Genomic DNA, 25,226 nt, shown 5'->3' with positions numbered 1-25,226 from the left:
GACACGAAAGAACTGCCCATGACACCTCTCAGCCACCTGCCGCATCGCAGTTCAGAGACCTTTCTCCACTACAGCGAGAATGAGAACTCACAACGGCGCCGGAGGTACGGGCGAGGAAGCGGTCGGCGGCAACCGGCACGTAGGTGCCCTGGCGCTGTTCCAGTAGTTCGGTGGCGGCGGTGGAGAGGGGGGATGGGGGTCGGCCCAGTAGGTATCGAAGCGGCGGGTGGGCAGCGCTTGAGGGCGTTCACCAGGGCGAGGTCGTACTTGGCGGACCATCCGGCGATGAATCAGGCCGTACTGCCTGTGACCGTCGGTGCACGCCGACCGGCGCCATTCGACGCCCCGGAGTCGTCGGCGGCCTCTGCCGATGCCCGGGAAGTCGAGGAGTCGAGGAGGTCGGTCGATGGGGGGGAGCCTGGTCAGGACTGCGGTAGGTCTCCGGCGGTCTCGTCCAGACGCCGCAGATCGGTGGAGTCGATGCCCGAGATCTCGGCGACGTCCTCCACCGGCTCACCCTCGCGGACCGCGGCCACGGCCTCCATCTCCACATCAGCACGTGCAGCGTCCGCGGCGGCCTCGGCAGTGCGTTGACGCTGGGCGGCCAACTCGACGGAGGAAATCGTATCCATGGGCTCTATGTTTCCACATGCCTGAGCTGGTCATGAACAAGGCCGGACGGGGAGTCTCCCGGGGATGTCATCCGAACGCGATGAACGCCGTGATTCGCTTGCCGCCCGGCCGCTGGGTCACGGCGACGTGCTTGGCGAGGCAACGGATCAGCGGCCATCCGAATCCGCCGGTGCCGTCTCTGCCCCGGTCCGCCGGCCGCGTGACCACGGGGGGTAGCAAGCTGGCGTCGTCGACGCACAGGGTCAGGCCGTCAGTGCTCAGTCGCGCGTCGAAGGCCGTGAGGCCTCCGCCGTGCCGGATGGCGTTGGTGACCAGTTCCGACGTCACGAGCAACACATCAGCCAGCAGGATGGTGTCCAGCGGCTCGTTCTCCCGGCCAGGGATGCCCTTGTCGAGCAGTGTCTCCACCCGATCGCGTGCTTCCGCCGCCGTTCTCGGTACGCTCGCGCCGACGCCGGAGCTGTCGCCCACCGGCGCCGCACCGATGGAAACATCCCGCACAGGAGCCATGCTGTCATCCGTCATCGCAGAGCCGCCTGCCCTTCTCAACAGGCTGCACACGCCCCGGCCCGGGGAAACGCGGTACCAACGGCAGATTGCCCTCAGCCATCACACAGAGCCTCATCCACCGTATCGGCATGAGTGAACGCCCCCGCGGTGCCGGTGACCTCGAACAGGCGGCGCACCCCTACCGGCAGGGGCCCGGCGATCACCAGGGCCTTGCCGGTCCGCGCGTAGTCGTGGCGGGCGTTCAGAAGAAGGTGGAGAAAGGAGGAGTCCACGAAGCCCGTGGCTGACAGGTCCAGCACCGTGTGCTTCGCATCGGTTCCCCCGGCCGCTTCCTCAAGGATCTCCTTCAGGACGGGCAAGCCCTCGCTGTCCCCGTCCTGCTGACCCCGGACCCGCACCACCACGGCCCCGTCGACCGACTGGGCCACCACCGAATTCGCGTGTGACATCATCCCGAAACTTTCCCCCCCCTCAGGTGCCTGCGGACCAACGGGCCACCCACAGCACTGATCCCGGCGGTACCCTGCGGGGCCGCCGGGATCACCTCGTCCCGCCTACTTGTTCCTGAAGGCGTCCTTGGCCTTCTCCTTGGCAGCCCGCAGGTCGCCCTTGGACTCCTCGGCGCGCCCTTCGGCCCGCAGGGACTCGTTGCCGACGGCGCCGCCGACCGCCTTCTTGACCTTACCCTTGGCCTGCTCACCCGCGGCCTGGGCCTTCTCGTCCGCTGCCCTGTCCACTCCCACCCTCGTACGACTCGGAAACCGTGCTGCACTCCGACTCACCCCGAGACCGGTTCCCTAAGCGCGGCAGGTTTCCTGAGAGATCGGTGTGTCGCGGTTCCGGTCCCACCGGTACATCCCTGGTGCGTCCCTGGGTAGGAGACGCGGAGGCCAGGGGCGGGCGGCGCGCCCGTCGTCCCGTGGCGAGCGGCCGGGTCGGTGACCCGGACAGGAGTGAACGACGCAACATGTCGACGAAAGGCCACCCTTGATGTCTTCCGTGACCGAACAGTGGGGAGAAGTCCTCCGGGCCTATCTGGCCCTCGGTGAGAAGCGGCCCGCCGTGCGGGCCGCGGCGGCCTTCTCGTCCGAGGCGGGGTTCTTCGCCGTCGGCGGTCGGGACGGTGAGGACGCGTGGCGGTACTTCCGTGACCCGGCGGGCACCGACGAGCCGTGGTCCGGTGCCGGTGATCAGGAGGAGCGGAGCCGCGACGACGTGGAAGCCCTGCGCACGGTCTGCGAGGAGGCCCTGCATCCTCGGGGTCTTCGGATCGCGGGAGTGCTCTGGCAGCGGGAGAGCCTGGAGCAGGTCACGGACGCGGTCACCGGGACCGGGCTGGACCTGGCCCTGCTGCGTGACGGAGGCCGGTGTATGTGGGTCGTCGGAACCCGCCACGGTCTCCGCACCTTCGTGCTGGTCGAGGGCGGGGCGGGAGGCCACATCACCGAGGCCCGGTCCCTCGCGCTCGGCTTCGACTCCTTCCTGGCGGGGCAGGGTTACTGATCCTTTGCGGTCCGCCGGGGACCCACGGGCGCCGGTTCCGGGACGTTGCCGGTCAGTTCGGGTTCGAGTCCCTCGGCCACGTTCGTACGGCGTCGGCCGGCGTCGGCCCTCCATGCCTCGAAGGCCCAGCCGGTCAGGACCACGACCGCTCCCCCCAGCAGCCAGCCGCCGATCACGTCGCTGAACCAGTGGACGCCGAGGGCGATCCGGGTGAACCCCACGCCCAGGACCGAGATCACCGCCACGGCCCAGCAGGCCGCCCGCCAGGCGCGCGGCACCATGGGCAGCAGGACCAGGAGCAGGACGGCGAACGACGTGGTCGCCGTCATCGCGTGTCCTGAGGGGAACGAATAGCCGGGCGCCAGGGCCACCGGGTTCTCCAGGGAGGGCCTGGCCCGCTCGACGACGACCTTGACGAGCACCCCGATCGTCGCGCCGCCGGCCGCGGTCACCGCCGCCCACGCGGCGAGCCGCCAGGCGCGGCGGTGGAGCAGCCACAGCGTGAGCAGGGCGACGGCGACGCGCAGGGTCGCCGGGTCCCACACCCAGTCGGACAGGATGCGCAACGTGGCGGTCCACTCCGGGTGTTCGAGGGCGGTGGCGTGCAGCCGCCGAGCCGCTCCCGCGTCGAGGCGCCGCAGAGGTGGCCACTTCCCCTCGACGAGGACGAGGAGGAGAGCGAACGGGACCGCCACGGCCGTGGTGACGGCGACGGCTCCCAGCAGGCGGACGCCGAACCGGCGGTCCGCGCGGCGAGTACGACGTTCGGCGGCTTCCCGCGTGACGTCGGGTGCGGACATCTCAGGCTCCTGGGTCGGCGCTGATCGGGCCGGGCTTGCGCGCGCGGACGGCTTCCAGCTGAGCGGCGAAGGACAGTCCGATGAAGAGTGCGATGGAGGTGAGGTAGGCCCACAGGAGCAGCGACATGAAGGCGCTGAGCGGTCCGTAGACCGTGTCGAAGGAGCCGCTGATCCCCAGGTACAGGCTGAGCGACCAGCTGAGCAGCGTCCACAGCACCAGGTAGACGGCGGCACCGAAGGCGAGCCAGGTGTACCCGGGCTGTTTCCGGCGCGGCGAGCGGCGGAAGATGGCGCTCGCCGAGATGAGGGCGAGCAGCAGGCCGAGTGGCCAGCGCAGCAGGTCCCAGGCCGTTCTGGCACCGTCGCCGAGTCCGTAGACGGAAGCGGCGGCGTCGACGAGGTCTCCCCCGGCCACCATCATGATCGAGCCGACGCCCAGCGGTATGCCCGCGCTCACCGACATGACGAGACCGCGCAGGTACTTGCGGTGGAAGACGCGGTCCCGCTCCACTCCGTAGATCCGGTTGGCGCCCCGTTCGATCTGGCACATCGCGGTCGTGACGTTGGCCAGGGAGAAGGCGAGCCCGAGCCACAGGGCGAGCCGCGCGCCGTCCCCGTCTCCTTGCCTGTTGCGGTCCAGTGCGTCCTCGACCACTCCGGCGCTCGGTCCCTCGCTGATGCCGCGGATGGTGAGCTCGGCGAGTTTTCCTATGTTCTCGGTGTGCAGCTCGGTGGACAGGCCGACGAAGGCGATCACCAGAGGGATGACCGCCAGTACCGTCTGCAGGGCCAGCGCGCGGGCGTGGCTGAAGCCGTCGGCATAGCGGAAGCGTACGAACGCGTCGCGGAGCAGCGGCCAGCGGCCGTATCTGCGCAGCGCCACGAGGGCCTCGTCGGCGGACAGTTCGTCACCGGTCATGTCGCGGGTGACCGGTACGCGGGTCGCGGTTCCCATCACTTCTCCTGGGTGGGCAGCAGGATGGTGAGGGCGCTCGGCCTGACCTCGGCACAGATCCGCCGGCCGGGTCCCACGGAGTCGCCGTCCACCTCACGTGGTTGCGGTCGGGTGAAGGTGATCTCGGCACGGCGGAAGGTGAAGAACTCCACCGGTCCCCCTCCCTCGGTCGAGCGTTGGTGTGTGCCGGCCCGGGGTCCGTCGCTGCGGCGTGACGGTCCGCGTAGCAGCACGGCCGCCGTACGCAGCCAGCCGCCCGGGCCTCGCGGGTCGAAGAGCGCGAGGTCCAGCAGGCCGTCGTCGGGCCGGGCTTCGGGCACGAGTGCCGCGCCGCCCTGGATGGTGCCTATGTTGGCGACGAGGACCATCCGGGCGGTGCGGTGCACCTCGGGCGCACCGTCGAGCGTGATCATCAGTCGCATCCGTGGGGCTCGTAGTCCGTTGAAGCCGGCCAGGACGTAGGCGGGCCAGCCGAGTGCCGACTTGGCGCGGTCGGAGGTGCCCTCCAGCATCGCCGCGTCGAGTCCGGCTCCCGACATGGCCGTGAAGTGCGTGCCATCCACCCCGTCCCCTTCGATGCGGCCGAGGTCGAGGGCGTGGGGCTCGCCGGTGAGTCCTGCGGCCAGGGCGTCGGCGGGGGCCAGCGGCAGGCCGAGGTTGCGGGCCAGCAGATTGCCCGTACCGCAGGGGACGAGCACCAGGGGGACGCCGGTGCCGGCGAGGGCGTCGGCGACCGCGCGTACCGTGCCGTCCCCTCCGCACACCACCACGAGGCCGGCTCCGGCGCGAACCGCCTCGGTCGTCTGGCCTCCCCCGGTGTCCGTCGCGGTGGTGTCGACGAAATCCGGATCGCGGTAGCCGTGCTGGGCGAGGACCAGTCGCAGCCGGTCGCGGGTGGCGGTGGCGGTGACCGTCGGGTTGACGATCACGACAGCGCGCTCCCGTGACGGGCCCGGCCGGCTCTGGGCGGCCGCCACGGCGATGTCCACTGCGTCTGCCGGGGGCGGCGCGGCCCAGGCGTCGTCGGCCAGCACGGCACGGCCCGCGACGATCAGCGAGAGCGTCCCGTTGACGAATCCTCCCACCACATCGCTGGGGTGGTGCATTCCTCGGTAGAGCCGGGCCAGCCCGACGAGGAGTGGGATCAGCAGCAGCAGTGCCGCCACGATCCCGCGCCAGCGGCCTCGGACCCTGGACAGGACCAGGACGGCGAGGCCGGCGTAGAGCGCGGTGGCCGCTCCGGTGTGCCCGGAGGTGTAACTGGATGTCGGCGGCGAGTCGTCCAAGCGCTCCACGTCCGGTCGGGTGCGGTCCACGGACTCCGTGATGACGAGGAAGACCAGGGACTGGAGCGAGACGCCGAGGGCGAGGAAGGCCGCCTCGCGCCACAGGGGGAGCCGGGGCGTCAGGAGGAGGAGCAGGCAGCACAGGGTCGTGAGCCCGACCACGGTGGTGGTGTCCCCCGCTGCGGATACGACCGTGGACGCGGTGGTGAGGGTGCTGTCGCGTCCCCGCTCGAAGGCTTCGTTCACCGCGTCCTCGGCGGTGACGGGCCACACTTCTTGTGCCGGTCCGGTGATCAGCAGGCCGATCCCGGCCATCATGGCCGCCTGGCAGACCGCGAATGCCCCGATCCGGGCCGCGGCGCGGCCGGTGCCGCTGGTCAGGGCGGGAGAGCGTCCAGGGCGTCGTGGACTCGGCGGTCCGGAGCCACCGATCGCTCTCGCCGGTATGGCAGTCGGCATCAAATCCCCCACGATCGCCCGCGGCACGGCGGCGCCGCAGAAGTCTGTTCTTCTCCGGCGCTACGCCGTATTCCCTGAAAGTCGCAGAGCAGACCTGGGTGTGGGACTTCGCCTCGGTCCGCCCGCCGGATACGTTCCGGGGGCGCAGCCCGGAGCGGGCTGCGCCCCCGGGGTCGTACCGCCGGACGTATCGCCGAGGGTGGTTCAGTTCTGGGTCAGCATGCCCGTACGGAGCTTGGCCAGGAGGCGGGAGAGGATGCGGGAGACGTGCATCTGGGAGACGCCGAGGCGCTCGCCTATCTGAGCCTGGGTCATCTCCTGGCCGAACCGCATCCTGATGATCTCCCGTTCGCGCTCGTCCAGGAGTTCCAGGAGGGGAGCCAAGGCGTGGAGGTCCTCGACGAGATCCATCGCGGGGTCCCAGTCACCCTTGATATCGCCGTAGGTGACGGTCTCGGCGCTGCTCTGATCGGACCCGATGGGCAGGTCGAGGGAGCCCGCGGTGTAGCCGTTGGACGCGATGAGACCGTCGATGACCTCGTCCTCGGTGATGCCGAGGTGTTCGGCGAGTTCCGCGACTCCGGGGTCGCGGCCGAGGGTGGTGGTGAGCTCCTCCTTGGCCTTGGCCAGGGTGATACGGAGTTCCTGCAGGCGCCGGGGGACGTGGACCGACCAGGTGGAGTCGCGGAAGAAGCGCTTGATCTCCCCGACGATGTACGGGACCGCGAAGGAGGTGAACTCGACCTCGCGCGACAGCTCGAAGCGGTCGATCGCCTTGATCAGGCCGATGGTGCCGACCTGGATGATGTCCTCCATCTGGCCGTCGCCACGGTTGCGGAACCGCTTCGCCGCGAACTGCACCAGCGACAGGTTCATCTCGATGAGGGTGTTCCGCGCGTACTGGTACTCGTGGGTGCCCTCCTCCAGCACCTGCAGCTGCTCGAAGAACAGGGCCCCCAGCGCCCGGGCGTCCTTGGGCGCGATCTTCAGCGGATCATCGATCTGCGGAAGCCCTGACAGGGCGGTGGGGTCCGCAGCCACAGGCACGGTCTCCGTGGATATCGACACGGTCAGTCCTCCGAGTTTTCCCGGTCATCGCCGCGGTGTCCCGCGCGCACGCGGCATCGTGTACCCAGGCGGCCGCAGCGCACACCGATCAGAGGGCGAGTCCTCGGACCGCGTATTCCGGCGAGCGGCGTGCCCGCAGTAGGAGCAATTCACGTTCGGCTGTGGGCGAGGGGCCAGGGTGAACCGGGTGAGTAACGGCAGTCTTTCGCCAGCACGCCCCGACCGTCTGATCACGTTGTCCGACGGCATCTTCGCCATCGCCATGACGCTCCTGGCCCTCGAGGTCAGGGTCACGCCCGGCCTGGACTCCGAGCAGTTCCACGACGCGCTGCGTGAGACTGCTCCCCAGCTCGCCGCCTATGTGGTGAGCTTCCTCATCCTGTGCATCTTCTGGCGCGACCAGCGCCAGATCCTGCTGATGTCCGCGAGGACGGGCGGCCTTCCCCAGCATCTGGCGCTCGCGGTGCTCGGTGTGATCACCCTGGTTCCGTTCCCCACGTCGATCCTCGCCGAGTACGGCGCCCGCGAGCCGGTGGCGGTGGCGATGTACGCCGCGACCATCTGCCTCATCGACCTGTTGCAGCTCGCCGTGTTCGCCACGCTGAGGGGCCGGGACGGCGTCCGCGCCGTGGGCGAGTGGCGGGACACCGCGCTCGACCTGAGCGCGACGGTCCTCGTGTTCGGGGCCTCCGTACCCATCGCCTTCTTCGCCCCGCAGGTGGCCACGTGGTGCTGGCTCGCCCTCTTCCCCGCGAAAGCTGCCCTCGGCCGGCGGGAGCGGCGCCGGGGCACCCGACAGGACGGCTGACCCGTGCGTCTTCCGTACGGGAGCACGCTCCGGCGTATTCCGTACGGGAGCACGCTCCGCCATGCGGATGCCCGGCACTCCGGTTCTCGGGGGCCTGCGGGGAGCCGCCGGGAACCGGAGTGCCTGAGGAGCGGTTTCGGCTCGTGCCGGGTGCCTCTCGGGTCTCGTGCGATCCGTTACGAGGCGTCCACCAGGATCCGTCCGTCAGCGGGGACGCGTGAGGCGAGGCCGTTGGCGTAGAAGGATTCGACGCGGGACTGCTCGGTCGCGTTCGGGACCGCGTTCCTGCAACTGGTACCGGCACTCGAGCCCGACATGAGCTGGGAGCAGGGCCCGGGCTTGGTGTCCGGCAGGCCCAGGCTGTGGCCGATCTCGTGGGCGGCGATACGGGTCTTGTCATGCCCCTGGGTGACCGCCTGGCTGCCCAGCTCCACCCGGACCTGTCCGCCCGGGCGCACCGGGCCGAGCGTGGCCTGCGGCCAGCCGCTGGTCGCCACGATCTGGATCTCGGCGCGCGCCCCGGGCGCGGCCTCGACCAGCCTGATGTTGTCGACGTTCGCGTTCCATGAGGCGACCCCTGCCGTGATCGCCGCCTCCCAGCCGCCCGCCCGGCTGTCGTCGTACCGGATGGTCACCGCCGCCGCTGCCCTCTCCGCGGCGCGCGGAGTCGGGGCCGGCGTGGCGTTGGCCGCCGTGATGGTGGTCAGGGTGATCGCCGCGGCGATGCCGGCCGCCTTCAGCCCTGTTGAATTCAGCATGGCTGTTCCTTCACTCGTGGGGGGCTCGGTCCTGGGTGGGACCGAGGGTGGGCAAGGGCGGTCGCTGTCAACTGGACGTACTGTGCATCCAGTTGGCGAACCTCCAAAGCCGCAGGACCTATGCCCACCACGAGGCATTGATCATGTCCCTGTCATTAAAGGTAGGCTGGAAAGCAGCGGTGCTGATCGCGGGTCGGCAGCCCCTTCCCGTACCGGCGGGTCCACTGCTCACGCAGCCGTCGCTGGACAGGGCCTGTCCCCCGGAATGCGCGGGACAGCAGCGATGCGCCGGGCCACCGTGACCGGCGCCGGTGACCTCGGCCTGTTCCGTACCCTGGGGGCATGCGCATGCGCCCCACGCTGAGCTGGACCCCCACCGAGGAGCTGTCGCCGGGCACCACCGATCTGGAGCCGGTCGCCGACGCGCTGAGCAGTGGCGGTGCGCTGGTGCTGAGCGGGGCGGGCATCTCCACCGAGTCGGGCATCCCCGACTACCGGGGGGCGGGCGGGAGTCTGAGCCGGCACACCCCGATGACGTACCAGGACTTCACCGCCGACGCCCAGGCCCGTCGCAGGTACTGGGCGCGCAGCCATCTGGGCTGGCGCACCTTCGGCAGTGCCCGCCCCAACGCCGGGCACCGGGCTGTGGCCGCGTTCCAGCGGCACGGCATGCTCTCGGGTGTGATCACCCAGAACGTCGGCGGCCTGCACCAAGCCGCGGGCAGTGCGGACGTCGTGGAACTCCACGGAAGCCTGGAGCGCGTGGTCTGCCTGTCCTGCGGCACCCTCAGCCCGCGCCGTGAGCTCGCCCGGCGACTGGAGGAGGCCAACGAAGGCTTCGCGCCGGTGTCCGCGGCGATCAACCCGGACGGGGACGCCGACCTCACCGACGAGCAGGTCGGGGACTTCCGGGTGGTGCCGTGCACGGTCTGCGGCGGCATCCTCAAACCCGACGTGGTGTTCTTCGGCGAGGCGGTGCCCCCACAGAGGGTCGAGCACTGCCGCCGCCTGGTCCGCGAGGCGACCACGCTGCTGGTTCTGGGCTCCTCACTGACGGTGATGTCCGGGCTCCGGTTCGTCCGCCAGGCAGCTCAGGCCGGACACCCGGTGCTGATCGTCAACCGGGACCCCACCCGGGGCGACCGCCATGCCGTCACCCGCATCGCGCTCCCGCTGGGGTCGGCCCTCACCACCTTGGCCGGCAGGCTGGGGCTCCCGGTCGATGACGAGGCGGCCGGGACCAGGTGAGACTGCGGGGGCGCCGGAGTTCACCGGGCCGTTCCGGTGGATTTGCGCCTCGCCGCGCAGACCGCCGGCCCGATCCCCCGGCGGACCCCTTGGAGGCCGAACACGGGGGCACGAGCCAACGCGAGCGTACTTCTGTAACCCTCAGTGAAGGAAACCCTTGCGCACCTGATCACCCTGGAGATGGGCAAGCTGATCTCCGAGGCCCGCGGCGAGGTGGATCTCGCCGCGTCGATCCTCGAGTACTACGCGGAGCACGGGCCGGGCTTCGCGGCCCACGAGCCGCTCGACGTCGAGGAGGGCGAGGCGTACCTCGTCAACGAGCCGCTCGGTGTCCTGCTCGGCGTCATGCCGTGGAACTTCCCCCTCTACCAGGTGGTGCGCTTCGCGGGCCCCAACCTGGTACTGGGCAACACGGTCATGGTCAAGCACGCCGGGATCTGTCCGCAGTCCGCACTCGCCCTGGAGGTGCTGTTCCGCGACGCGGGGGCGCCCGAGGGCGTCTACATGAACCTGTTCGTGAGCCACGACGAGATCTCCCGCATCATCGACAGCCCCGTGGTGAAGGGTGCCTCCCTCACCGGCAGCGAACGCGCCGGGGCCCAGGTCGCCGAACGGGCCGGGCGGAACATGAAGCCCAGCCTGCTGGAGTTGGGCGGCAGCGACGTCTTCATCGTCCTCGACAGTGAAGGACTGGAGCGTACGGTCGGCGCCGCGGTGGCCGGCCGGATGGCCAACACCGGGCAGAGCTGCGTGGCGTCGAAGCGGTTCATCGTGCTCGCGGATGTCTACGACGACTTCGTCGAGGGAATGCGCCGTCAGTTCGCGGCGCTCGAGGCCGGGGACCCCTCCGACGAGGCCACGACGCTGGGGCCGCTCTCGTCCGAGCAGGCGGCGTCCGACCTGGCCGAACAGATCCGCGAGACCGTCGACCAGGGAGCTGAGCTGCTGATCGGCGGCGGACGGATCGACCGTCCCGGGGCCTTCGTCCAGCCGACGATCCTCACCGGCGTCAAGCCCGGCATGCGCGCGTACGCGGAAGAACTCTTCGGGCCCGCCGCGGTGATCTACCGGGTCCAGGACGAGGACGAGGCGATCGCCCTGGCCAACGACAGCCAGTACGGCCTCGGCGGGTCCGTCTTCTGTTCGGACGTGGAACGGGGCCGTCGGGTGGCCGAGCGGGTGGAGACCGGCATGGTCTGGGTCAACCACCCGACCTCGACCCAGCCCGACCTGCCGTTTGGGGGGATCAAGCGCTCCGGCTACGGACGGGAGCTCTCGAAGCTCGGCATGCAGGAGTTCGTCAACCGCAAGCTCGTGCGCGTACTGCCGCCGGACGCCGAACTGAGCGGCATCGCGGGCCGAGCGGCCGGGCCGAGCGGCCGGGCCGAGCGGCATCGCGGGCCGAGCGACCGATCCGCGCGCTGCCCGGACCGTCCCGCGTTCATACCGGGCCGTCCCGCGCTCTGCCCGGACCCGCCCCGCGTCCGAGCGGGTCGTCCCGCGTTCCGACCGGGCCCGTGCCGCTGCGCCTGGGGTCGGTTCTGTGCCGCCCACCGCGCCGGTGCCCCGTGGGCGGACCGCGCCGGCCCCGCGTCTTCCGTACACACCTCTCATCCGCCTTCCGAGGCGTCGACCGCAAGGAGTCACCGTGCCCGCAGTTCCCGACATCACCCTCAACAACGGTGTGACCATCCCCCAGCTCGGTTTCGGGACCTTCCAGATCCCCCCGGAGGAGACCCGCGAGACCACGCTGGCCGCTCTGGAGACCGGCTATCGACACATCGACACGGCGGACCTCATCCACTGGCCCCTGCCGGGTTCGGGGGACTTCGTGGAGACGTGGAAGGCGCTGGAGGAGATCTACCGGTCCGGGCGGGTCAAGGCGATCGGGGTCTCCAACTTCCAGCCGAACCACCTGCGCCGGCTCCTGGAGAGCAGTACGGTGGTGCCCGCCGTCAACCAGATCGAGGTCCACCCCTACCTCACCCAGGACACCGTCCGGTCCTTCGGCGCCGAGCACGACATCGCCACGGAGGCCTGGTCGCCCATCGCCCAGGGCAAGGTCCTCTCGGATCCGACGATCACCCGTATCGCCGAACGGGTGGGGCGGTCGACCGCGCAGGTGACGCTGCGCTGGCACCTGCAGCGTGGAGACATCGTCTTCCCCAAGTCCGTGACGCGGAAGCGGATCGAGGAGAACTTCGAACTCTTCGACTTCGAGCTCACCGAAGGAGACATCGGCGAGATCTCCGCCCTCAACCGGGACGAGCGCACCGGGCCCGACCCGGACACGTTCAACGGCTGACCCGCACGTCGGACGATCCGCAGGCCCGGCCTCGAAGGAAGACTTCGAGGCCGGGCCTGTCTGCCGAGGGCTTCGGCGGAAGTGACGACGCAGCTGTGTTCCGGGGCCGCTGCTCTCCCCTCCGGTCGCCGTACGGCAGGATGAGGCCATGAGCGTAGTCAAGATCAATGTGCTGACCGTCCCCCAGGAACAACGCGAGACGCTGGAGAAGCGCTTCGCCTCCCGGGCCGGTGCCGTCGAGGGCTCCGACGGGTTCGAGTGGTTCGAGCTTCTCCGGCCCGTCGAAGGCACGGACAGCTATCTCGTCTACACGCGGTGGCGTGACGAGGCATCCTTCCAGGCCTGGATGGAGGGTCCGATGAAGGCGGCCCACCAGGGCGGCGGTGCCGGTGGCGGCGAGCGCCCGAAGCCGGCGGCCAGCGGGCCCACCGTGTGGTCCTTCGAGGTCGTGCAGCAGACCGGGCCGACCGGCGCGTAGCCGCCGCTGTACGACCTGCCCGGCCCCGCCCCGCCGGTCGGGCGGGTCGTCCGCGGCGGCCGGGCAGCTCGGCGGGCAATTCGGCAGCGTCGCGCCCCGGCCCGGAGGACCGACCGAGCTCGCGTGTGCAGCCGGCATCAACGATCAGGGCGTGCGATGCCACGCGCGGGGAGAACGGACCGACGGGGACCGGTGGACGACGACATGACACTGCTGGATGTACTGCTGGGCGCGGTCCGTGAGGCTCCCGGGCAGGTTGTCGTTCATGTACGCGGCGGCGGCAGCGAGTTGGCCGTCTCTCTGCGCGAACTCCTGGACGATGCGCTGCGCGTGGCCGGGGGCCTCCGGGAGGCCGGTGTCGTGCCGGGGACCTGTGTGCCGCTGCTGGCCGATCGCAGCGAGGACTTCCAGCCGATGTTCTGGGGCGCGCTCGCCGCGGGCCTCGTCCCCGTACCACTGGCTCCCGACGCCCGGCGGGTCCTGCCGGTCTGGGAGCAGCTGGGCCGGCCGCCCGTCGTCGTGGACGCGGCGACCGCCTCGGTGGCGGGTGCACTTCCCGACGGTGTGAGCGCTCTGGCACTGGATGTGCTGCGGCAGGGGCCCGTACTGCGGGAGCCGGTCGTCGCCGGGGCGGACGAGGTCGCGTTCGTGCAGTTCTCCTCGGGGAGCACCGGTGCGCCCAAGGGGGTGGAGGTGACCCACCGTGCGGTGCTGGCCAATCTGGAGCAGATACGCACGGCGTCGGCGCTGGGTGCGGACGACGTGGTGGTCAGCTGGATGCCGTACTTCCATGACATGGGGCTCATCGGAACCCACCTCGCCCCGCTGGCCGCCCGCGCCAAGCAGGTCAAGATCGGGCCGCTGTCGTTCGCCAAGCGGCCCCGGATCTGGTTCGAGGTGGCGGACCGGCACCGGGCCACCGTGCTCTCGGCGGCCAACTTCGCCCTGGCCCTGGCCGTACGGCGGGTTCCCGACGAAGTCGTCGCGGGGCTGGATCTGTCGGCCGTGAGGCTGATGCTGGTGGGTGCGGAGCCGATCGCGCCGACGGTGTGGCGGGCCTTCGCCGACAAGACGCGCCCGGCGGGACTCGATCCCTCGGCGGCCCAGCCGGTCTACGGGCTGGCGGAGGCGACGCTGGCGGTGACGTTCCCGCCGCCGGGGGAAGTGGCCGGGCCGCTGGTCCTCGACCGGGCCTCGCTGAGCCGGGGTGTGGCGGTGGACGCCGTGCCGGGCGAGGAAGCCGTCGAGTTCATGGACGTCGGGTCTGCGGTGGCGGGCTGCGCCGTACGGATCGTCGATGACGGGGGCGCGGAGCTGGGTGACCGGCGGGTCGGGCACATCATGGTGAGCGGCCCTCAGCTGGCCCGGGGCTACCACGGCCTTGCCGGCGTGAGCGCCGACACGTTCGCCGACGGATGGCTGCGCACCGGCGATCTCGGTTTCCTGCGATCGGGGCGGCTGTGCGTCACGGGGCGCCACAAGGACGTGCTGTTCCTCAACGGCCGCACCTTCCACGCCCCGGACATGGAGGAGGTCGCGGCGGCGACCCCGGGGCTGCCTCCGGGTGCGCCTGCGGTGATCGGCTCGACCGATCCCGTGAGCGGTGGGGAGCGCGTCGTGGTGTTCGTCCCCTGGGCCCGACCGCCGAGCGGGGCGGATGAGGTGCTCGAACGGGTCGCCGCCCGGGTGCGCCGGGCACTGCTCCACGACGATGTACGGGTGCTGGCGCTGCCTCCGGCGGCATTTCCCCGTACGACGAGCGGGAAGCTGCAACGGCAGCGGCTGCGGGAGCGGTTCGAGGCGGCTGACCGGGGGACGCGGGGCGCCGTGGCTCCGGCCGGCACCGGGGCCGCCGCTACCGTGCGGGGTGCGGTGCCCCCGTCACGGACCGAGGCCGAACAGGTCGTACGGGGGGTCTGGGGGCGTGTGCTGGATCGGCCCGGGGAGTCGATCGGGCTCCACGAGCCGTTCGGGAGCCTCGGGGGGACGTCGCTCAAGGCGATGGAGGTTCTCGTGGCGCTGGAGGACGCCTTCGGCGTGACGCTGCCACCGGCGGTGATCCGCGACCACGGCACCGTCGCCGCACTCGCCCGCCATCTTCTGACGACTGTGCCGGTTCACCCGGCGGCGGCCGGGGAGGGCGGGGCGCCTGGAGGAGCGGCCGGGGCCGATGCCACCTCGGCGGCTGTGATCGGCATGGCGTGCCGGTTCCCCGGCGCCGACACGCCCGACGCCTTCTGGGGCCTGCTCATCGACGGGCGCGACGCCGTCACCCCCGTACCGGACGGGCGATGGGAGGGCCCCGGGGCTCGGCCGACGGGGTCCCGGGAGCGCTGGGGCGCGCTGCTCGATGACCCCGCCGGTTTCGATGCCGGCTACTTCGGCATCGGCGAGGACGAGGCCCGCGCACTCGATCCGCAGGCGCGGCTCTTCCTCGAACTCGCCCATGAGGCCCTGGAGCGTGCCGGTTACGCGGGTCCCCGCCGGCGCGGCCGCCGGATCGGTGTCTTCGCGGCCGTCGGCGAGAGCGGCTACCGGGAGGTCCTGGACCGTGCGGCCGCCGACGGGTCCCCGCTGCCCGACACGCTCACCGGCAGCCTGCCCGGCCTGATCGCCGCCCGCGTCTCCCAGTGCCTGGATCTCGACGGTCCCGCGCTCGCCGTGGACACGGCGTGCTCGTCGGGGCTGGTGGCCCTGCATCTGGCGCGGCGCAGCCTGCTGGACGGCGAGTGCGACCTCGCCGTCGTCGGCGGGGTCAACCTGCATCTGACGTCGACCGGTCACCACCTGCTGGAGAAGGCACAGGCCCTCTCCCCCACCGGCCGCAGCCGCGCCTTCAGCGCCGACGCCGACGGCTTCGTGCCCGGTGAGGGAGGTGCGGCCGTCGTCCTGACGCGGTTGGACGCCGCCCGCGCCCACGACGACTCCGTGCTCGCGGTGGTCCGGGCCACGGCCGTCAACAACGACGGCAGGTCGATGAGCCTCATGGCGCCCAACCCGCTGCGGCAGCGCGAGGTCATCACCCGGGCGTACGAGGCGGCCGGTGTCGATCCCGCCTCGGTGACCTATGTGGAGGCGCATGGAACGGGCACGGCCGTGGGGGACCCGATCGAGCTGCGCTCGCTCGCCCACGCGTTTCCCGCACGGCCCGACGGCGAGCCGCGGCTGCTCGGTTCGGTGAAGACGAACATCGGGCACCTGCTCAACGCGGCCGCCCTGCCCTCCCTCGTGAAGGTCGTGCTGGCGCTCGGCCACCGCAGGCTCCCCCCGTCGCTGCACCACGCGTCCCCCTCGCCGGGCCTGGCGCCCGCCGGCTTCCGCGTGGTGACCGAACTGCGGGACTGGGCCTCTTCCGGGCCGCTCGTGGCGGGCGTCAACGCCTTCGGCTTCGGTGGTACCAACGCGCATGCCGTACTGGAGGAGGCTCCGCCTCGTGCCCCGTACGAGGGCGTGGCGGCGGCCGGGCCGCATCTGCTGACCCTGTCGGCCCGCAGCGCGGCCGGGCTGCGGGAGGCTGCGGTGCGGCTCGCCGCCCACCTGGACGGCCACCCGGGGTTGGACGAAGGAGATGTCTGTCTGACCGCGAGCACGTCCCGGGACGACGGTCCTCACCGGCTCGCCGTCGTCGCGGGCGGTGACCTCTCCGCCCGGCTCGCCGCGTCCGTCCCGCGCGCGGAGCGCGTCGCCCGTTCCCGGCCGCGCCTCGCCTTCCTGTTTCCCGGGCAGAGCGCGCAGTTCCCCGGCCGGGACCGGGCGCTGTACCGTACGGCGCCGGTGTTCCGGGACACCCTCGACGAGGCGTCCGCGCTGCTCGGGCCGGTGTGCGGGCGGCCGCTGGTGGACTGGGGCCTGGACCCGGACGTGGACCCCGACGCGCAGGCCGTGACGGAGGTGGCGCAGCCGCTGCTCGTCGCCTCCGGGGTCGCGCTCGCCCGACAGCTGCGGGAGTGGGGCGTCGAGCCGGACGCGGTCGCCGGGCACAGTGTCGGGGAGATCGCCGCCGCCTGTGTCAGCGGGGTGCTGACCCTCCAGGACGCCCTGCGGTTCGCGGCCGAACGCGGCCGTCTCATGGGCGCGTTCACCGAGCCCGGCGCCATGATCGCCGTTCGCGGGGATGAGGGGGCCGTCGCCGCGGTGGTGGCCGGGGCCGGCGGTGACCTCGCCGTGGCCGCGTACAACGGTCCGGGCCTCCAGGTCCTCTCCGGTTCGCTCTCCGCCGTGGAAGGCGCCGCCCGCGATCTCGGTGCCCAGGGCATCGCCGTACGTCGTCTGCGGGTCTCCCGGGCCTTCCACTCACCGCTCATGCGCCCGGTCGCGGAGCGGCTCGCCGACGCGGCGCGTGCGCTCACTCTCCATGAGCCGTCCGTCCCGTTGATGAGCACCGTCACCGGCGAGTGGCAGCCGGCTCTCGGTCCGGAGTACCTGCGCGACCACGCCCTGCGGCCGGTGCTGTTCGGGGCCGCCGTGGAGCGCATGGCCGGGGAGGGGTACGACACGTTCGTCGAGGTCGGGCACGGCGCGACGCTGTCGGGGGCGGCACGCGCGGCGGCGGGGTGTGCCCCCGCCGCCCCCGCCGCCCCCGACGCGTCCGGTGCCTTCGGCGGCGCCCGGGAGCACCCGCTGGTGATACCCGCTCTCCCCGGCGGTTCCGACGGCGGCACGCTTCGCGGTGACGGGCGCGGGGCGCTCCTGGAGACCATCGGACGGCTGTGGTCGCGCGGTGTGCCGCTGGACCGTACGGCCCTCGACGCTGACCACCACCGGGTGTCCCTGCCCACCTACCCCTTCCGGCGCAGCCGGTACTGGGCCGGTCCGCCGGTGAGCCCGCTGCTGCACCGGGTGGTGTGGCAAGACGCCGCGCTGCCCGCAACGTCGGCGGCGCCCGTGCGGTCGGTCCTGCTGACCGGTCCTGACGCCGCGTCTGTCAGCCGGCTCGCCGGACAGCTCTCCGCCGAGGGCGTCCGGCTGCACATCGGGGGCGAGGAGCCGCCGGACGCCGTGGTCCTGGTCGCCGGCCCCGCGCCCGGCCAGGAGGACGCCGATGTGCTCGGCCGGGTGCAGGAGACCGCGCTGGCCGCCTTCGGTGCGGCTCTGACCCGGCTGGACGAGACCCGGGCGCGGCGGATGCTGGTGCTGACCGAGGACGTCCACACCACGGGGGCCGCGCCGGAGCGGCCGCGACCGGCCCATGCGGTGCTGGGCGGGCCGCTGCTGGCGCTGCCGCAGGAGACGCCGGGCTGTTCGGCCATCGGCGTGGACCTCTGCTCGCTGGACACCCCCGCCCAGCGGCTGGCGGCCGTGCTCGCCGAGCTCCGGGCGGACAGCGCGCCCGGCCGGGCCACCACGGTCGCCTGGCGCGGAGGCCGCAGGCTCACCCGGGCCGTCGCACCTCTGGCACCGCGGGGTGCGGCCGCTTCCCCGTTGCCGCCCGACGGCACCTTCCTCATCACCGGAGGCGGCGGGGGGATCGGTGCCGCGCTCGCCCGGGACCTGGCCGGAAGGGGCCGCCCCACGCTCGTACTCGCCGGGCGCTCGCCCCGTCTTCCCGCAGGACTGGTCGACGAGCTCAGGGCGCTGGGCGCCACCGTCCACCACCGGGTGGCCGATGTGACGGTGGAACGGGACGTCGACGCGCTCCTCGGCCAACTGCCGCGCCTGGACGCCCTCTTCCACGCGGCGGGAGTGGTTCGCCCCGGCACGCTGAGGAGCACAGGCTCCGACGGGACCGCTGACGTGCTGGCCGCGAAGACGCGGGGCACGGTGCTGCTCTCGCTGGGCCTGCGACGGCACGGGCTCGACCCGGCGGTGGTTGTGGCGTTCTCCTCGGTGTCCGCCGTCCTGCCCGGCCTAGCGGGCGCGCTGGGCGACTACGCCGGTGCCAACGCCTTCCTCGACGCGTTCGCGGCGGCCGAGCGGCGGGCGGGGCGGCCGTGGCGGTCCGTGAACCTCGCCGCCTTCGCCGGGACGGGCATGGCCGCCGCCCTCGGCGCCGGACCGGGGCCGGGTTCCGCCTCCGTACCGCGGGCCGGAAGCCGGCCGGTGGCCACCGCTCCGGGGCTGGCGGCGCTCCGTACGGCGTGCGGGGTCGACGCGGCGCAGCTGCTGCTCGCCGACCTGGCGCCGTCACACTCCCGCCCGGAGGTCACGGCACCCGTCGCCGGGAATGGGGCGGCGCCGCCCGTACCGGGGGCAGAACCCGGGTCCGTACCGGGGGCAGAACCCGGGTCCGTACCGGGGGGAGAACCGGGGTCCGTACCGGGGGCCCGGTCCCGGTGTCTGCCGGTGGTCACCGAGCGGAACTCGGACGCCGGTACGCGTACGGGCACGGGTACCGCCGCCGTGTTGCGCCGGCTCCTGGCCGCGGCGTTGCGGCTGCCTCCGGCCGAGATCCCCGATGACGCGCCGTTCCTCTCCCTGGGTCTCGACTCGCTCGCCGCGGTCGACCTCGTCCGGCAGCTCGAACGGGAGCTCGGCGCCGCCCTGCCCGCCACGCTCTTCTTCGAGTACCGGACCGTCCGCGAACTGGCCGCGCACCTCGACGCCCAGGCCGACCCGGCGCCCGCACACCCGGCGGCCCCCTCCCCCGTCGCCGACGGGGTGCCGTTCCCGCTCACGCCCGTCCAGCTGGTCCTCTACACCAGCGGCCAACTGCACCCGGACATCCCGGCCCACGGCTACGTCCGCCAGACCGTCCAAGGGCCCCTGGACAGCGAGCTCCTGGGCCGTGCGCTCACCGCGCTCGCCGACCGGCACACCATGCTCCGGGTCCGCATCGAGAGCGGCCGGGACGAGAACGGACGCGACGGCAGCGGCACGACGGCGCCGCGGCAGTACATCGCACCGCCCTGCGCCCTGTCCGCCTGGTACGAGGTGCGGGAGTGTCCCGGTCCGGTCGGGGACCTCGAAACCGCCCTGCGCAACCATCCGTTCGACCTCTCCGCCGCACCGCCCGTGCGTGCGGTCCTGGCCCGGGAGAGCCCGGACCTGGCCCATCTGGTGCTGGTGATCCACCATGCGGCCGGCGACGGCTACAGCCTCAACGTCCTCGCCGAGGAACTCTGGTCGCTCTACACCACCCTCGCCCTCGGGCAGGACGTCGCGCACGGGCGGCCAGGCGCGCACGAGCCGTCGCTGCCCGCCCTCGGCACCGACTTCGCCCGTTACTCCGCCGCGGCGGCCGAGGAGCGTTCCTCCGCGGCCGGGAGGGCGGCCCTCGCCGCCGACCTGCGCTACTGGTCGGGGCGGCTGGCCGGCCGGGGTGAGGCGCTGCGCCTGCCCTACGACGGTGATCCCGCCGCTGTGCCGACCGGTCCCCTGGCGTCCCACCGGAGCGTTCTCGACGCGGCGCTGACCGCCACGCTGGAACGGCGGGCCGCCGAGCACGGCGTGAGCCTGTTCCATCTGCTGCTCGCCGCCCATGTGCGCTGCCTGGGCCGGTGGAGCGGGCAGCGCGAGGTCTCGGTGAACGTCGCCCGCGCCCGGCGGGACTCCCGGATGCCGGGCCTGGACCGGCTCGTGGGGCCGCTCGCCGACACCCTGCCCCTGCTGTGCGAGAGCGATCCGGACGAGTCGGTGTGGGGCCTGGCCGAGCGGCTCGGTCAGGTCTGGCTGGAGAGCGAGCAGCATGCCGCGCCCACCGGCCTTGACCTGGTCCGGCTGCTGCCGGGCGGCCCGGTCGGGGCCGGGCCGCGGACGGTGAGCCCGGCCGGCTTCAGCTTCGCCCGCTTCCCGGCCGCGCTCGACGCGCGGTGCCCGGTGACCGTGCGTCCGACCGCGGCCGGTACCGGCACCCCGGCGACCCGTCTCAGCCTGCTGTGCTGGCAGGACGGTACGGTTTTGCGCTTCTCGTGGAACTTCCCCGTCGACCTCTTCGACGCGGGGACGGTGGCCCGCCTGGACCGCGACTTCCACGCGGAGCTGACCGCCCTGGCCGGGGCGGTGGGCGCCCTGGCCGGGGCCAAGGACGCACGCCCGGAAGCGGCATCCGCCACGATCGTGGAGCGGCTGCTCGCCCGGTTCCGTACCGCCCCGGACGCCATCGCCGTCGAGACCGGTGCCGGCACGGTGACGTACGGCGAACTCGACCGTGCCTCCCGTGCCCTGGCGGCCCGGCTCCTGGCCCACGGCGTCACCCCGGGAAGCCTGGTCGGGCTCCTGACCGAGCCCGGGGCCGACGCGGTCGTCGCGGTCGTCGCCGTCCTGCGCGCCGGCGCGGGCTGGGTGCCGCTGGACTCCGCTCACCCCACCGCGCGCCTCGCGGACCAGCTGCTCCGTGCGGGCGTCCGTACGGTGCTCTGTCACGCCCCGACCCGCGCGGCGGGCGAGGCCCTCGGTGACATCACCCTGGTGTCCGTCGACATGTCGACGTCCGCCGCACCCGGCCCTGCCGACGACCGGGTCAGCCCGGTCGACGCGGACTCGACCGCCTATGTGATCTTCACCTCCGGGTCCACCGGACGGCCCAAGGCCGTACCCATCACCTACCGTTCGATGGAGAACTACCTCTCCTGGGCCATCAGCACCTTCGGGTACGACGAGCACGACCGTCTCGCCCAGACGGCCTCGCTCTGCTTCGACGCCTCCGTCCGTCAGCTCCTCGCGCCGCTGCTCGTCGGCGCGAGCGTGGTGACCGTGGACCGGGACCTCCTGCGCGACCCCGAGCTTCTGCTGGCACACGTCGAGCGCACCCGGATCACCGTATGGAGCTCGGTACCCACCCTCTGGGAACAGCTCCTCAGCGCCTCCGAGGAGCGGGTGCGGCGCGGCGCGCCACGACCCGACCTGTCCTGCCTGCGGTGGATCCACGTCGGCGGTGAGGCCCTGTCGCCCGCCCACGTGCGCCGCTGGTTCGACCTCTTCGGCGGCGGCCGGCACATCGCCAACCTGTACGGTCCGACCGAAGCCACCATCAACACGACCTGCCACATCATCCGCGCCCGGCCCGGTGACGACGTGCGGCATCTGCCGATCGGGCGTCCCGTGGCCGGGACCGAGGTGGAGATCGTCGGCCCCGACGGGGAGCCCGGGCAGCCCGGCGAGCCGGGCGAGCTCCTCATCGCCGGGGTCGGCCTGACGCCCGGCTACCTCGGCGAACCGGGCCTGACCGCGGCCGCGTTCACGACCCGGCGGGGGCGGCGCTGGTACCGCAGCGGCGACCGCGTGCGGGCTGCCGAGGACGGCACCCTGGAGTTCCTCGGGCGCCTGGACGACCAGGTGAAGGTGCGCGGCAACCGGGTCGAGCTAGGCGAGATCGAGGCCGTGCTGCGGGCGCATCCGGACATCACCCAGGCCGTCGTCCTCCTCCAGGACGGCCGGCTCACCGCGTTCGTGACCCCGCGGCCGGGAGCGTCCGGCGCGGACACCGTGGCGCTCCGGCTCCACCTGGCAAAGACACTGCCGCCGTACATGCTTCCGTCCCGGATCACCGCTGTCGGCAGGATGCCGCTGACGGGCACGGGCAAGATCGACCGGCGGCTGCTCGCCCTCCGGCCCGGTCCGCGGACGGAGGGCGGAGTCGAGCCGGTGAAGCCCGCCGGTGTCCTTCGTACGCCGCCCCTGACCCCGACCGAAGTCCGGCTGGCCCGCATCTGGACCGTACTGCTCCAGGCCGACGACGTGTGCCGTGAGGACGACTTCTTCGCCCTGGGCGGCGACTCCCTGCTGGTGCTGGAGGTGTTCGCCCGGCTGGAAAAGCAGGGCGGACCGCTGCCCCGGCCGACCGTGATCTATCGTCACCGGACCCTGGCTTCCCTCGCCACCGCCGTGGACGCGGCTGCGGCTGCGGCGGATCCGTCGGCCCCGGAGGCGGGTGGCACCGTGGCGGTGGCGGACGGGGCGGGGCCCGCGCCCTTCCCGCTCACGCCCACCCAGCGGGGCTTCCTGCTGGCCGAGGCCATCACCCCCGGTTCGGCGTCGTCCTGGCTCACGCGACTGCGCCTGCGCGGCCCCCTCGACACCACCCGGTTCCAGAGGGCGGTGGACGCCCTCGTCGTACGGCATCCCATGCTGCGCACCGTCTTCCCCGCCGGAGCACGCCCGGCCGTCCAGCAGGAGCTCCCGCCGTCGCTGCGCCTGCCGGTCGACTTCGAGACCCTCACCGGCCCGCACGACGTCGACGACCGGGTCGCCGCCGAACGTGCGCGCCGCCTCGAACCCTGGGCCTGGCCCCTGGTGCGGCTGCGGGTGCTCACCCTCGCTCCCGACGACCACGTCCTCGTGGTGCACGCCCACCACATCATCGGCGACGGCTACAGTGCGGCGCTCCTGGTACGGGAGCTGACGACCGTGTACGACGCGCTGTCCCTCGGCGAGGAGCCGGCCCTGGCCCCGCTGCGCGGTACGTTCCGCGACCACTGCGTCCGGCTCGCCGTACGGGCGGACGCGACCGACGGCGCGGGTACCGGTGCCGTGACGCCGGTGGCGGAGCGGGGCGAGGGCCGGTGGGCGCGGCTGAGCGCCCCCTACCGGCCGCCGGTCCTGGGCATGGGTACCAGAGGCCGGCGCGAGGGTCCGGCGGACCGCCACCCGGCGTTCCTCACGCACGGGTTCACGATCGGGGCAGGCCAGGTTAAGGCGCTGCGCGGCCTCGCCTCAGGCGCCGGCACCACCCTCTACGCCCCCGTGCTGACCGCCTACTACCGGGCGCTCGTGGCGGCGGCCGGCCGGGCGGACCTGGTGCTCGGTCTCGCCGTGAGCGGCAGGGACCGTTCCCTGCCGGACGCGCACCGGGTCTTCGGCCCCTACGCCACGGCCGTACCCCTGCGGCCCGCCGGTCCGGGCTCCGAGCGGCCCTGTGACGCGGACTTCGAGGGCGATCTGCGGCGCGTCGTCGCCGAGGCCACCGCGGCGCAGGTCCACGGCGGTCCCGTGCCGTCGCGGCCCGACGGACTGCCCCTGGCCTCCCAGTTCTTCTTCACCTTCCTGGACTTCTCCGCCCTGGGGCCGGAGAGCGGGCGGACGCTGAGGGTCGCCCGTCGGGACGGGGACAGCGAGTACACACCCCCGCCGGTCGGTACGGATGTGTTCCTGGCGGCCGGCCTGGACGCCGGACGGCTACGGCTCACCGCCCGCGCGTCGGCGGCGGCGTTCACGCCGGATGCCCTGGCCGTGTTCGCGGACACCGTACGGGACGCGCTGACGCAGGCGGTGGCCGCCGCGAACCCCGTACCGGTGCCGACGAAGCCGGTACCGGGGCAGCGGCGCCCCGGGAGCCGTACCGCCCTCAGCCCGGGCGGTTCCCCGCCGGAGCGGCGCATGGATGCCGCGCTCGTGGGCTACCTGCCGTCCCCGGCCCATCTCGCCCGGCTGGCGCGTCTGCCGGAGGCGGCGCTGCCGCGCGAGGAGCTGCGCTCGCTGCTCTTCCCGGACGGGCGCCCACGGCTCCTCGAAACCCTGACCACACCGCTGGGGCGTTCGGGCTTCGTGTGCGTCCCCCTGTTCGCGGACGAACTGGCCCCCGGCGAGACCCTGCTCGGGCACACCGCGCGCGGCGTGGACCTCGCCTCGTCCTGCGGCGCCCGGTCCGTCTCCCTCGCCGGCATGATCCCCTCGCTCACCGGCTACGGATTCGACGTCGTGCGCGCCATCGGCACCACCGCGGCGGCCACGGCCGTCACCACCGGCCACGCGGCGACCGTCGTCTCCGTCGTCAAGACCGTCCACGCCGCACTCGACGCCACCGGGCAGAAACTGGGCGCGCTCTCCGTCGCGTTCGTGGGCCTCGGCTCCATCGGCTCCTCCTCGCTGGAGCTGCTGCTCGGGCAGGCCCCGGCTCCGCCCGCCCGGCTCCTGCTCTGCGACGTACCGGGCAGCGGCCCACGGCTGGAGGAACTCGCCGGCCGCCTGCGCGAACGCCGTCTCGCCGATGTCGTCGAGGTACTCGTGTCGGACCGGGGACTTCCCGACGCGGTGTACGAGGCACATCTGATCGTCGCGGCGGTCAGCGGCGGCGGCACGCTCCTCGACGTCGACCGCCTGGCACCCGGTACGACGGTGGTCGACGACTCGTTCCCGCACTGCTTCGACACGGGGCGCGCCCTCAGCCGGATGGGCCGGACGAAGGACGTCCTGGTCGTCGGCGGCGGGCTGCTGGGCATCGGTCCCGTCGAACGCCACGTGGCGGACGGGCTGCCGGCCGCCGCGGTGGCCGGTTACCTCGCGCGGCCCTCACTCCCGGACACCATCGCGTCCTGCCGGCTGGAGTCCCTGCTCCACGCCTGCGGAACGGACGTACCGCTGGTGCGCGGCCCGGTCGACGCGGCGACCGGCCTGGCCTACTGGGCTGCGGCGGAAGCCGGCGGGACGCGCGCCGCGCCCCTCCATCTGCTCACCCACGCCATCGACGCGGATGTTGCCCGGCAGCTCCCGGACCGGGCGTTCCGGGAATGAAACGTAAGAGTTGTCTCCCTGCGGCTCC

The 25,226-nt window shown here is 72.8% G+C and carries 15 protein-coding genes and 1 pseudogene; 7 read left to right on the top strand and 9 right to left on the bottom strand.

What is annotated here, in order from left to right; genetic code table 11:
* Positions 1-422: 422 nt before the first annotated feature.
* The 4 genes from ACIQAK_RS19615 to ACIQAK_RS19600 form a co-directional block, all read right to left on the bottom strand.
* Positions 423-632, bottom strand: coding sequence for a hypothetical protein (locus ACIQAK_RS19615; protein ID WP_366389009.1), 210 nt, complete (start codon positions 630-632; stop codon positions 423-425).
* 67 nt (positions 633-699) lie between these two features.
* Positions 700-1,158, bottom strand: coding sequence for an ATP-binding protein (locus ACIQAK_RS19610; protein ID WP_366389010.1), 459 nt, complete (start codon positions 1,156-1,158; stop codon positions 700-702).
* Positions 1,159-1,235: 77 nt separating this feature from the next.
* A complete protein-coding gene (locus tag ACIQAK_RS19605; protein WP_366389011.1) occupies positions 1,236-1,571 on the bottom strand; it encodes an STAS domain-containing protein in 336 nt (111 codons plus the stop codon).
* 126 nt (positions 1,572-1,697) lie between these two features.
* Entirely contained in the window at positions 1,698-1,880 is a 183-nt protein-coding gene (locus tag ACIQAK_RS19600) for a CsbD family protein (protein WP_366389012.1), read from the bottom strand.
* A 253-nt stretch (positions 1,881-2,133) separates the two neighbouring features.
* Between ACIQAK_RS19600 and ACIQAK_RS19595 the strand changes: the two genes are divergently transcribed.
* The gene (locus tag ACIQAK_RS19595) at positions 2,134-2,646 is read left to right on the top strand and encodes a hypothetical protein (protein ID WP_366389013.1); all 513 of its coding nucleotides are present in this window, start codon (positions 2,134-2,136) and stop codon (positions 2,644-2,646) included.
* Here the strand turns inward: ACIQAK_RS19595 and ACIQAK_RS19590 are convergent.
* The 4 genes from ACIQAK_RS19590 to ACIQAK_RS19575 form a co-directional block, all read right to left on the bottom strand.
* Positions 2,640-3,446 (bottom strand): phosphatase PAP2 family protein, encoded by an 807-nt coding sequence (locus ACIQAK_RS19590; protein WP_366389014.1) that lies wholly within the window; start codon positions 3,444-3,446, stop codon positions 2,640-2,642. The genes ACIQAK_RS19595 and ACIQAK_RS19590 overlap by 7 nt on opposite strands.
* Position 3,447: 1 nt before the next feature.
* The gene (locus ACIQAK_RS19585; RefSeq protein ID WP_366389015.1) at positions 3,448-4,401 is read right to left on the bottom strand and encodes a YihY/virulence factor BrkB family protein; all 954 of its coding nucleotides are present in this window, start codon (positions 4,399-4,401) and stop codon (positions 3,448-3,450) included.
* A complete protein-coding gene (locus ACIQAK_RS19580; protein WP_366389016.1) occupies positions 4,401-6,146 on the bottom strand; it encodes a diacylglycerol kinase family protein in 1,746 nt (581 codons plus the stop codon). The genes ACIQAK_RS19585 and ACIQAK_RS19580 overlap by 1 nt, the downstream gene beginning before the upstream one ends.
* Positions 6,147-6,350: 204 nt before the next feature.
* Positions 6,351-7,214, bottom strand: a complete 864-nt coding sequence (locus ACIQAK_RS19575) for an RNA polymerase sigma factor SigF (protein ID WP_366389017.1) — start codon at positions 7,212-7,214, stop codon at positions 6,351-6,353.
* A 178-nt stretch (positions 7,215-7,392) separates the two neighbouring features.
* Between ACIQAK_RS19575 and ACIQAK_RS19570 the strand changes: the two genes are divergently transcribed.
* Positions 7,393-8,022, top strand: a complete 630-nt coding sequence (locus ACIQAK_RS19570) for a TMEM175 family protein (RefSeq protein WP_366389018.1) — start codon at positions 7,393-7,395, stop codon at positions 8,020-8,022.
* Positions 8,023-8,198: 176 nt separating this feature from the next.
* On the opposite strand, the gene ACIQAK_RS19565 is transcribed toward ACIQAK_RS19570, so the two are convergent.
* Positions 8,199-8,780, bottom strand: a complete 582-nt coding sequence (locus tag ACIQAK_RS19565) for a snapalysin family zinc-dependent metalloprotease (RefSeq protein ID WP_366389019.1) — start codon at positions 8,778-8,780, stop codon at positions 8,199-8,201.
* A gap of 342 nt (positions 8,781-9,122) precedes the next feature.
* Here ACIQAK_RS19565 and ACIQAK_RS19560 point away from each other — a divergent pair, with 342 nt between their 5' ends.
* From ACIQAK_RS19560 to ACIQAK_RS19540, 5 genes and pseudogenes are all read left to right on the top strand, one after another.
* Positions 9,123-10,028 (top strand): NAD-dependent protein deacetylase, encoded by a 906-nt coding sequence (locus ACIQAK_RS19560; protein WP_366389020.1) that lies wholly within the window; start codon positions 9,123-9,125, stop codon positions 10,026-10,028.
* 147 nt (positions 10,029-10,175) lie between these two features.
* A pseudogene (locus ACIQAK_RS19555) lies at positions 10,176-11,387 on the top strand (NAD-dependent succinate-semialdehyde dehydrogenase); the annotation flags it as partial.
* 289 nt (positions 11,388-11,676) lie between these two features.
* On the top strand, positions 11,677-12,333 hold the full coding sequence (locus tag ACIQAK_RS19550; RefSeq protein ID WP_366389021.1) for an aldo/keto reductase: 657 nt from the start codon (positions 11,677-11,679) through the stop codon (positions 12,331-12,333).
* A gap of 148 nt (positions 12,334-12,481) precedes the next feature.
* Complete coding sequence (locus tag ACIQAK_RS19545; RefSeq protein ID WP_366389022.1) at positions 12,482-12,811, top strand: antibiotic biosynthesis monooxygenase; 330 nt, start codon at positions 12,482-12,484, stop codon at positions 12,809-12,811.
* A 192-nt stretch (positions 12,812-13,003) separates the two neighbouring features.
* The gene (locus tag ACIQAK_RS19540) at positions 13,004-25,198 is read left to right on the top strand and encodes a non-ribosomal peptide synthetase/type I polyketide synthase (protein ID WP_366389023.1); all 12,195 of its coding nucleotides are present in this window, start codon (positions 13,004-13,006) and stop codon (positions 25,196-25,198) included.
* Positions 25,199-25,226: the final 28 nt, after the last annotated feature.

The organism is Streptomyces sp. NPDC088706 (assembly GCF_044752765.1).
Taxonomy (GTDB): domain Bacteria; phylum Actinomycetota; class Actinomycetes; order Streptomycetales; family Streptomycetaceae; genus Streptomyces.
This window is presented reverse-complemented; position numbering and strand designations above follow the sequence as displayed.

Excerpts from the sequence above, each read along its gene's own strand:
- ACIQAK_RS19615 (WP_366389009.1), bottom strand. The coding sequence starts at position 632 with ATGGATACGATTTCCTCCGTCGAGTTGGCCGCCCAGCGTCAACGCACT.
- ACIQAK_RS19560 (WP_366389020.1), top strand. The coding sequence starts at position 9,123 with ATGCGCATGCGCCCCACGCTGAGCTGGACCCCCACCGAGGAGCTGTCG.
- ACIQAK_RS19585 (WP_366389015.1), bottom strand. The coding sequence starts at position 4,401 with ATGGGAACCGCGACCCGCGTACCGGTCACCCGCGACATGACCGGTGAC.
- ACIQAK_RS19565 (WP_366389019.1), bottom strand. The coding sequence starts at position 8,780 with ATGCTGAATTCAACAGGGCTGAAGGCGGCCGGCATCGCCGCGGCGATC.
- ACIQAK_RS19545 (WP_366389022.1), top strand. The coding sequence starts at position 12,482 with ATGAGCGTAGTCAAGATCAATGTGCTGACCGTCCCCCAGGAACAACGC.
- ACIQAK_RS19595 (WP_366389013.1), top strand. The coding sequence starts at position 2,134 with ATGTCTTCCGTGACCGAACAGTGGGGAGAAGTCCTCCGGGCCTATCTG.
- ACIQAK_RS19590 (WP_366389014.1), bottom strand. The coding sequence starts at position 3,446 with ATGTCCGCACCCGACGTCACGCGGGAAGCCGCCGAACGTCGTACTCGC.
- ACIQAK_RS19580 (WP_366389016.1), bottom strand. The coding sequence starts at position 6,146 with ATGCCGACTGCCATACCGGCGAGAGCGATCGGTGGCTCCGGACCGCCG.
- ACIQAK_RS19610 (WP_366389010.1), bottom strand. The coding sequence starts at position 1,158 with ATGACGGATGACAGCATGGCTCCTGTGCGGGATGTTTCCATCGGTGCG.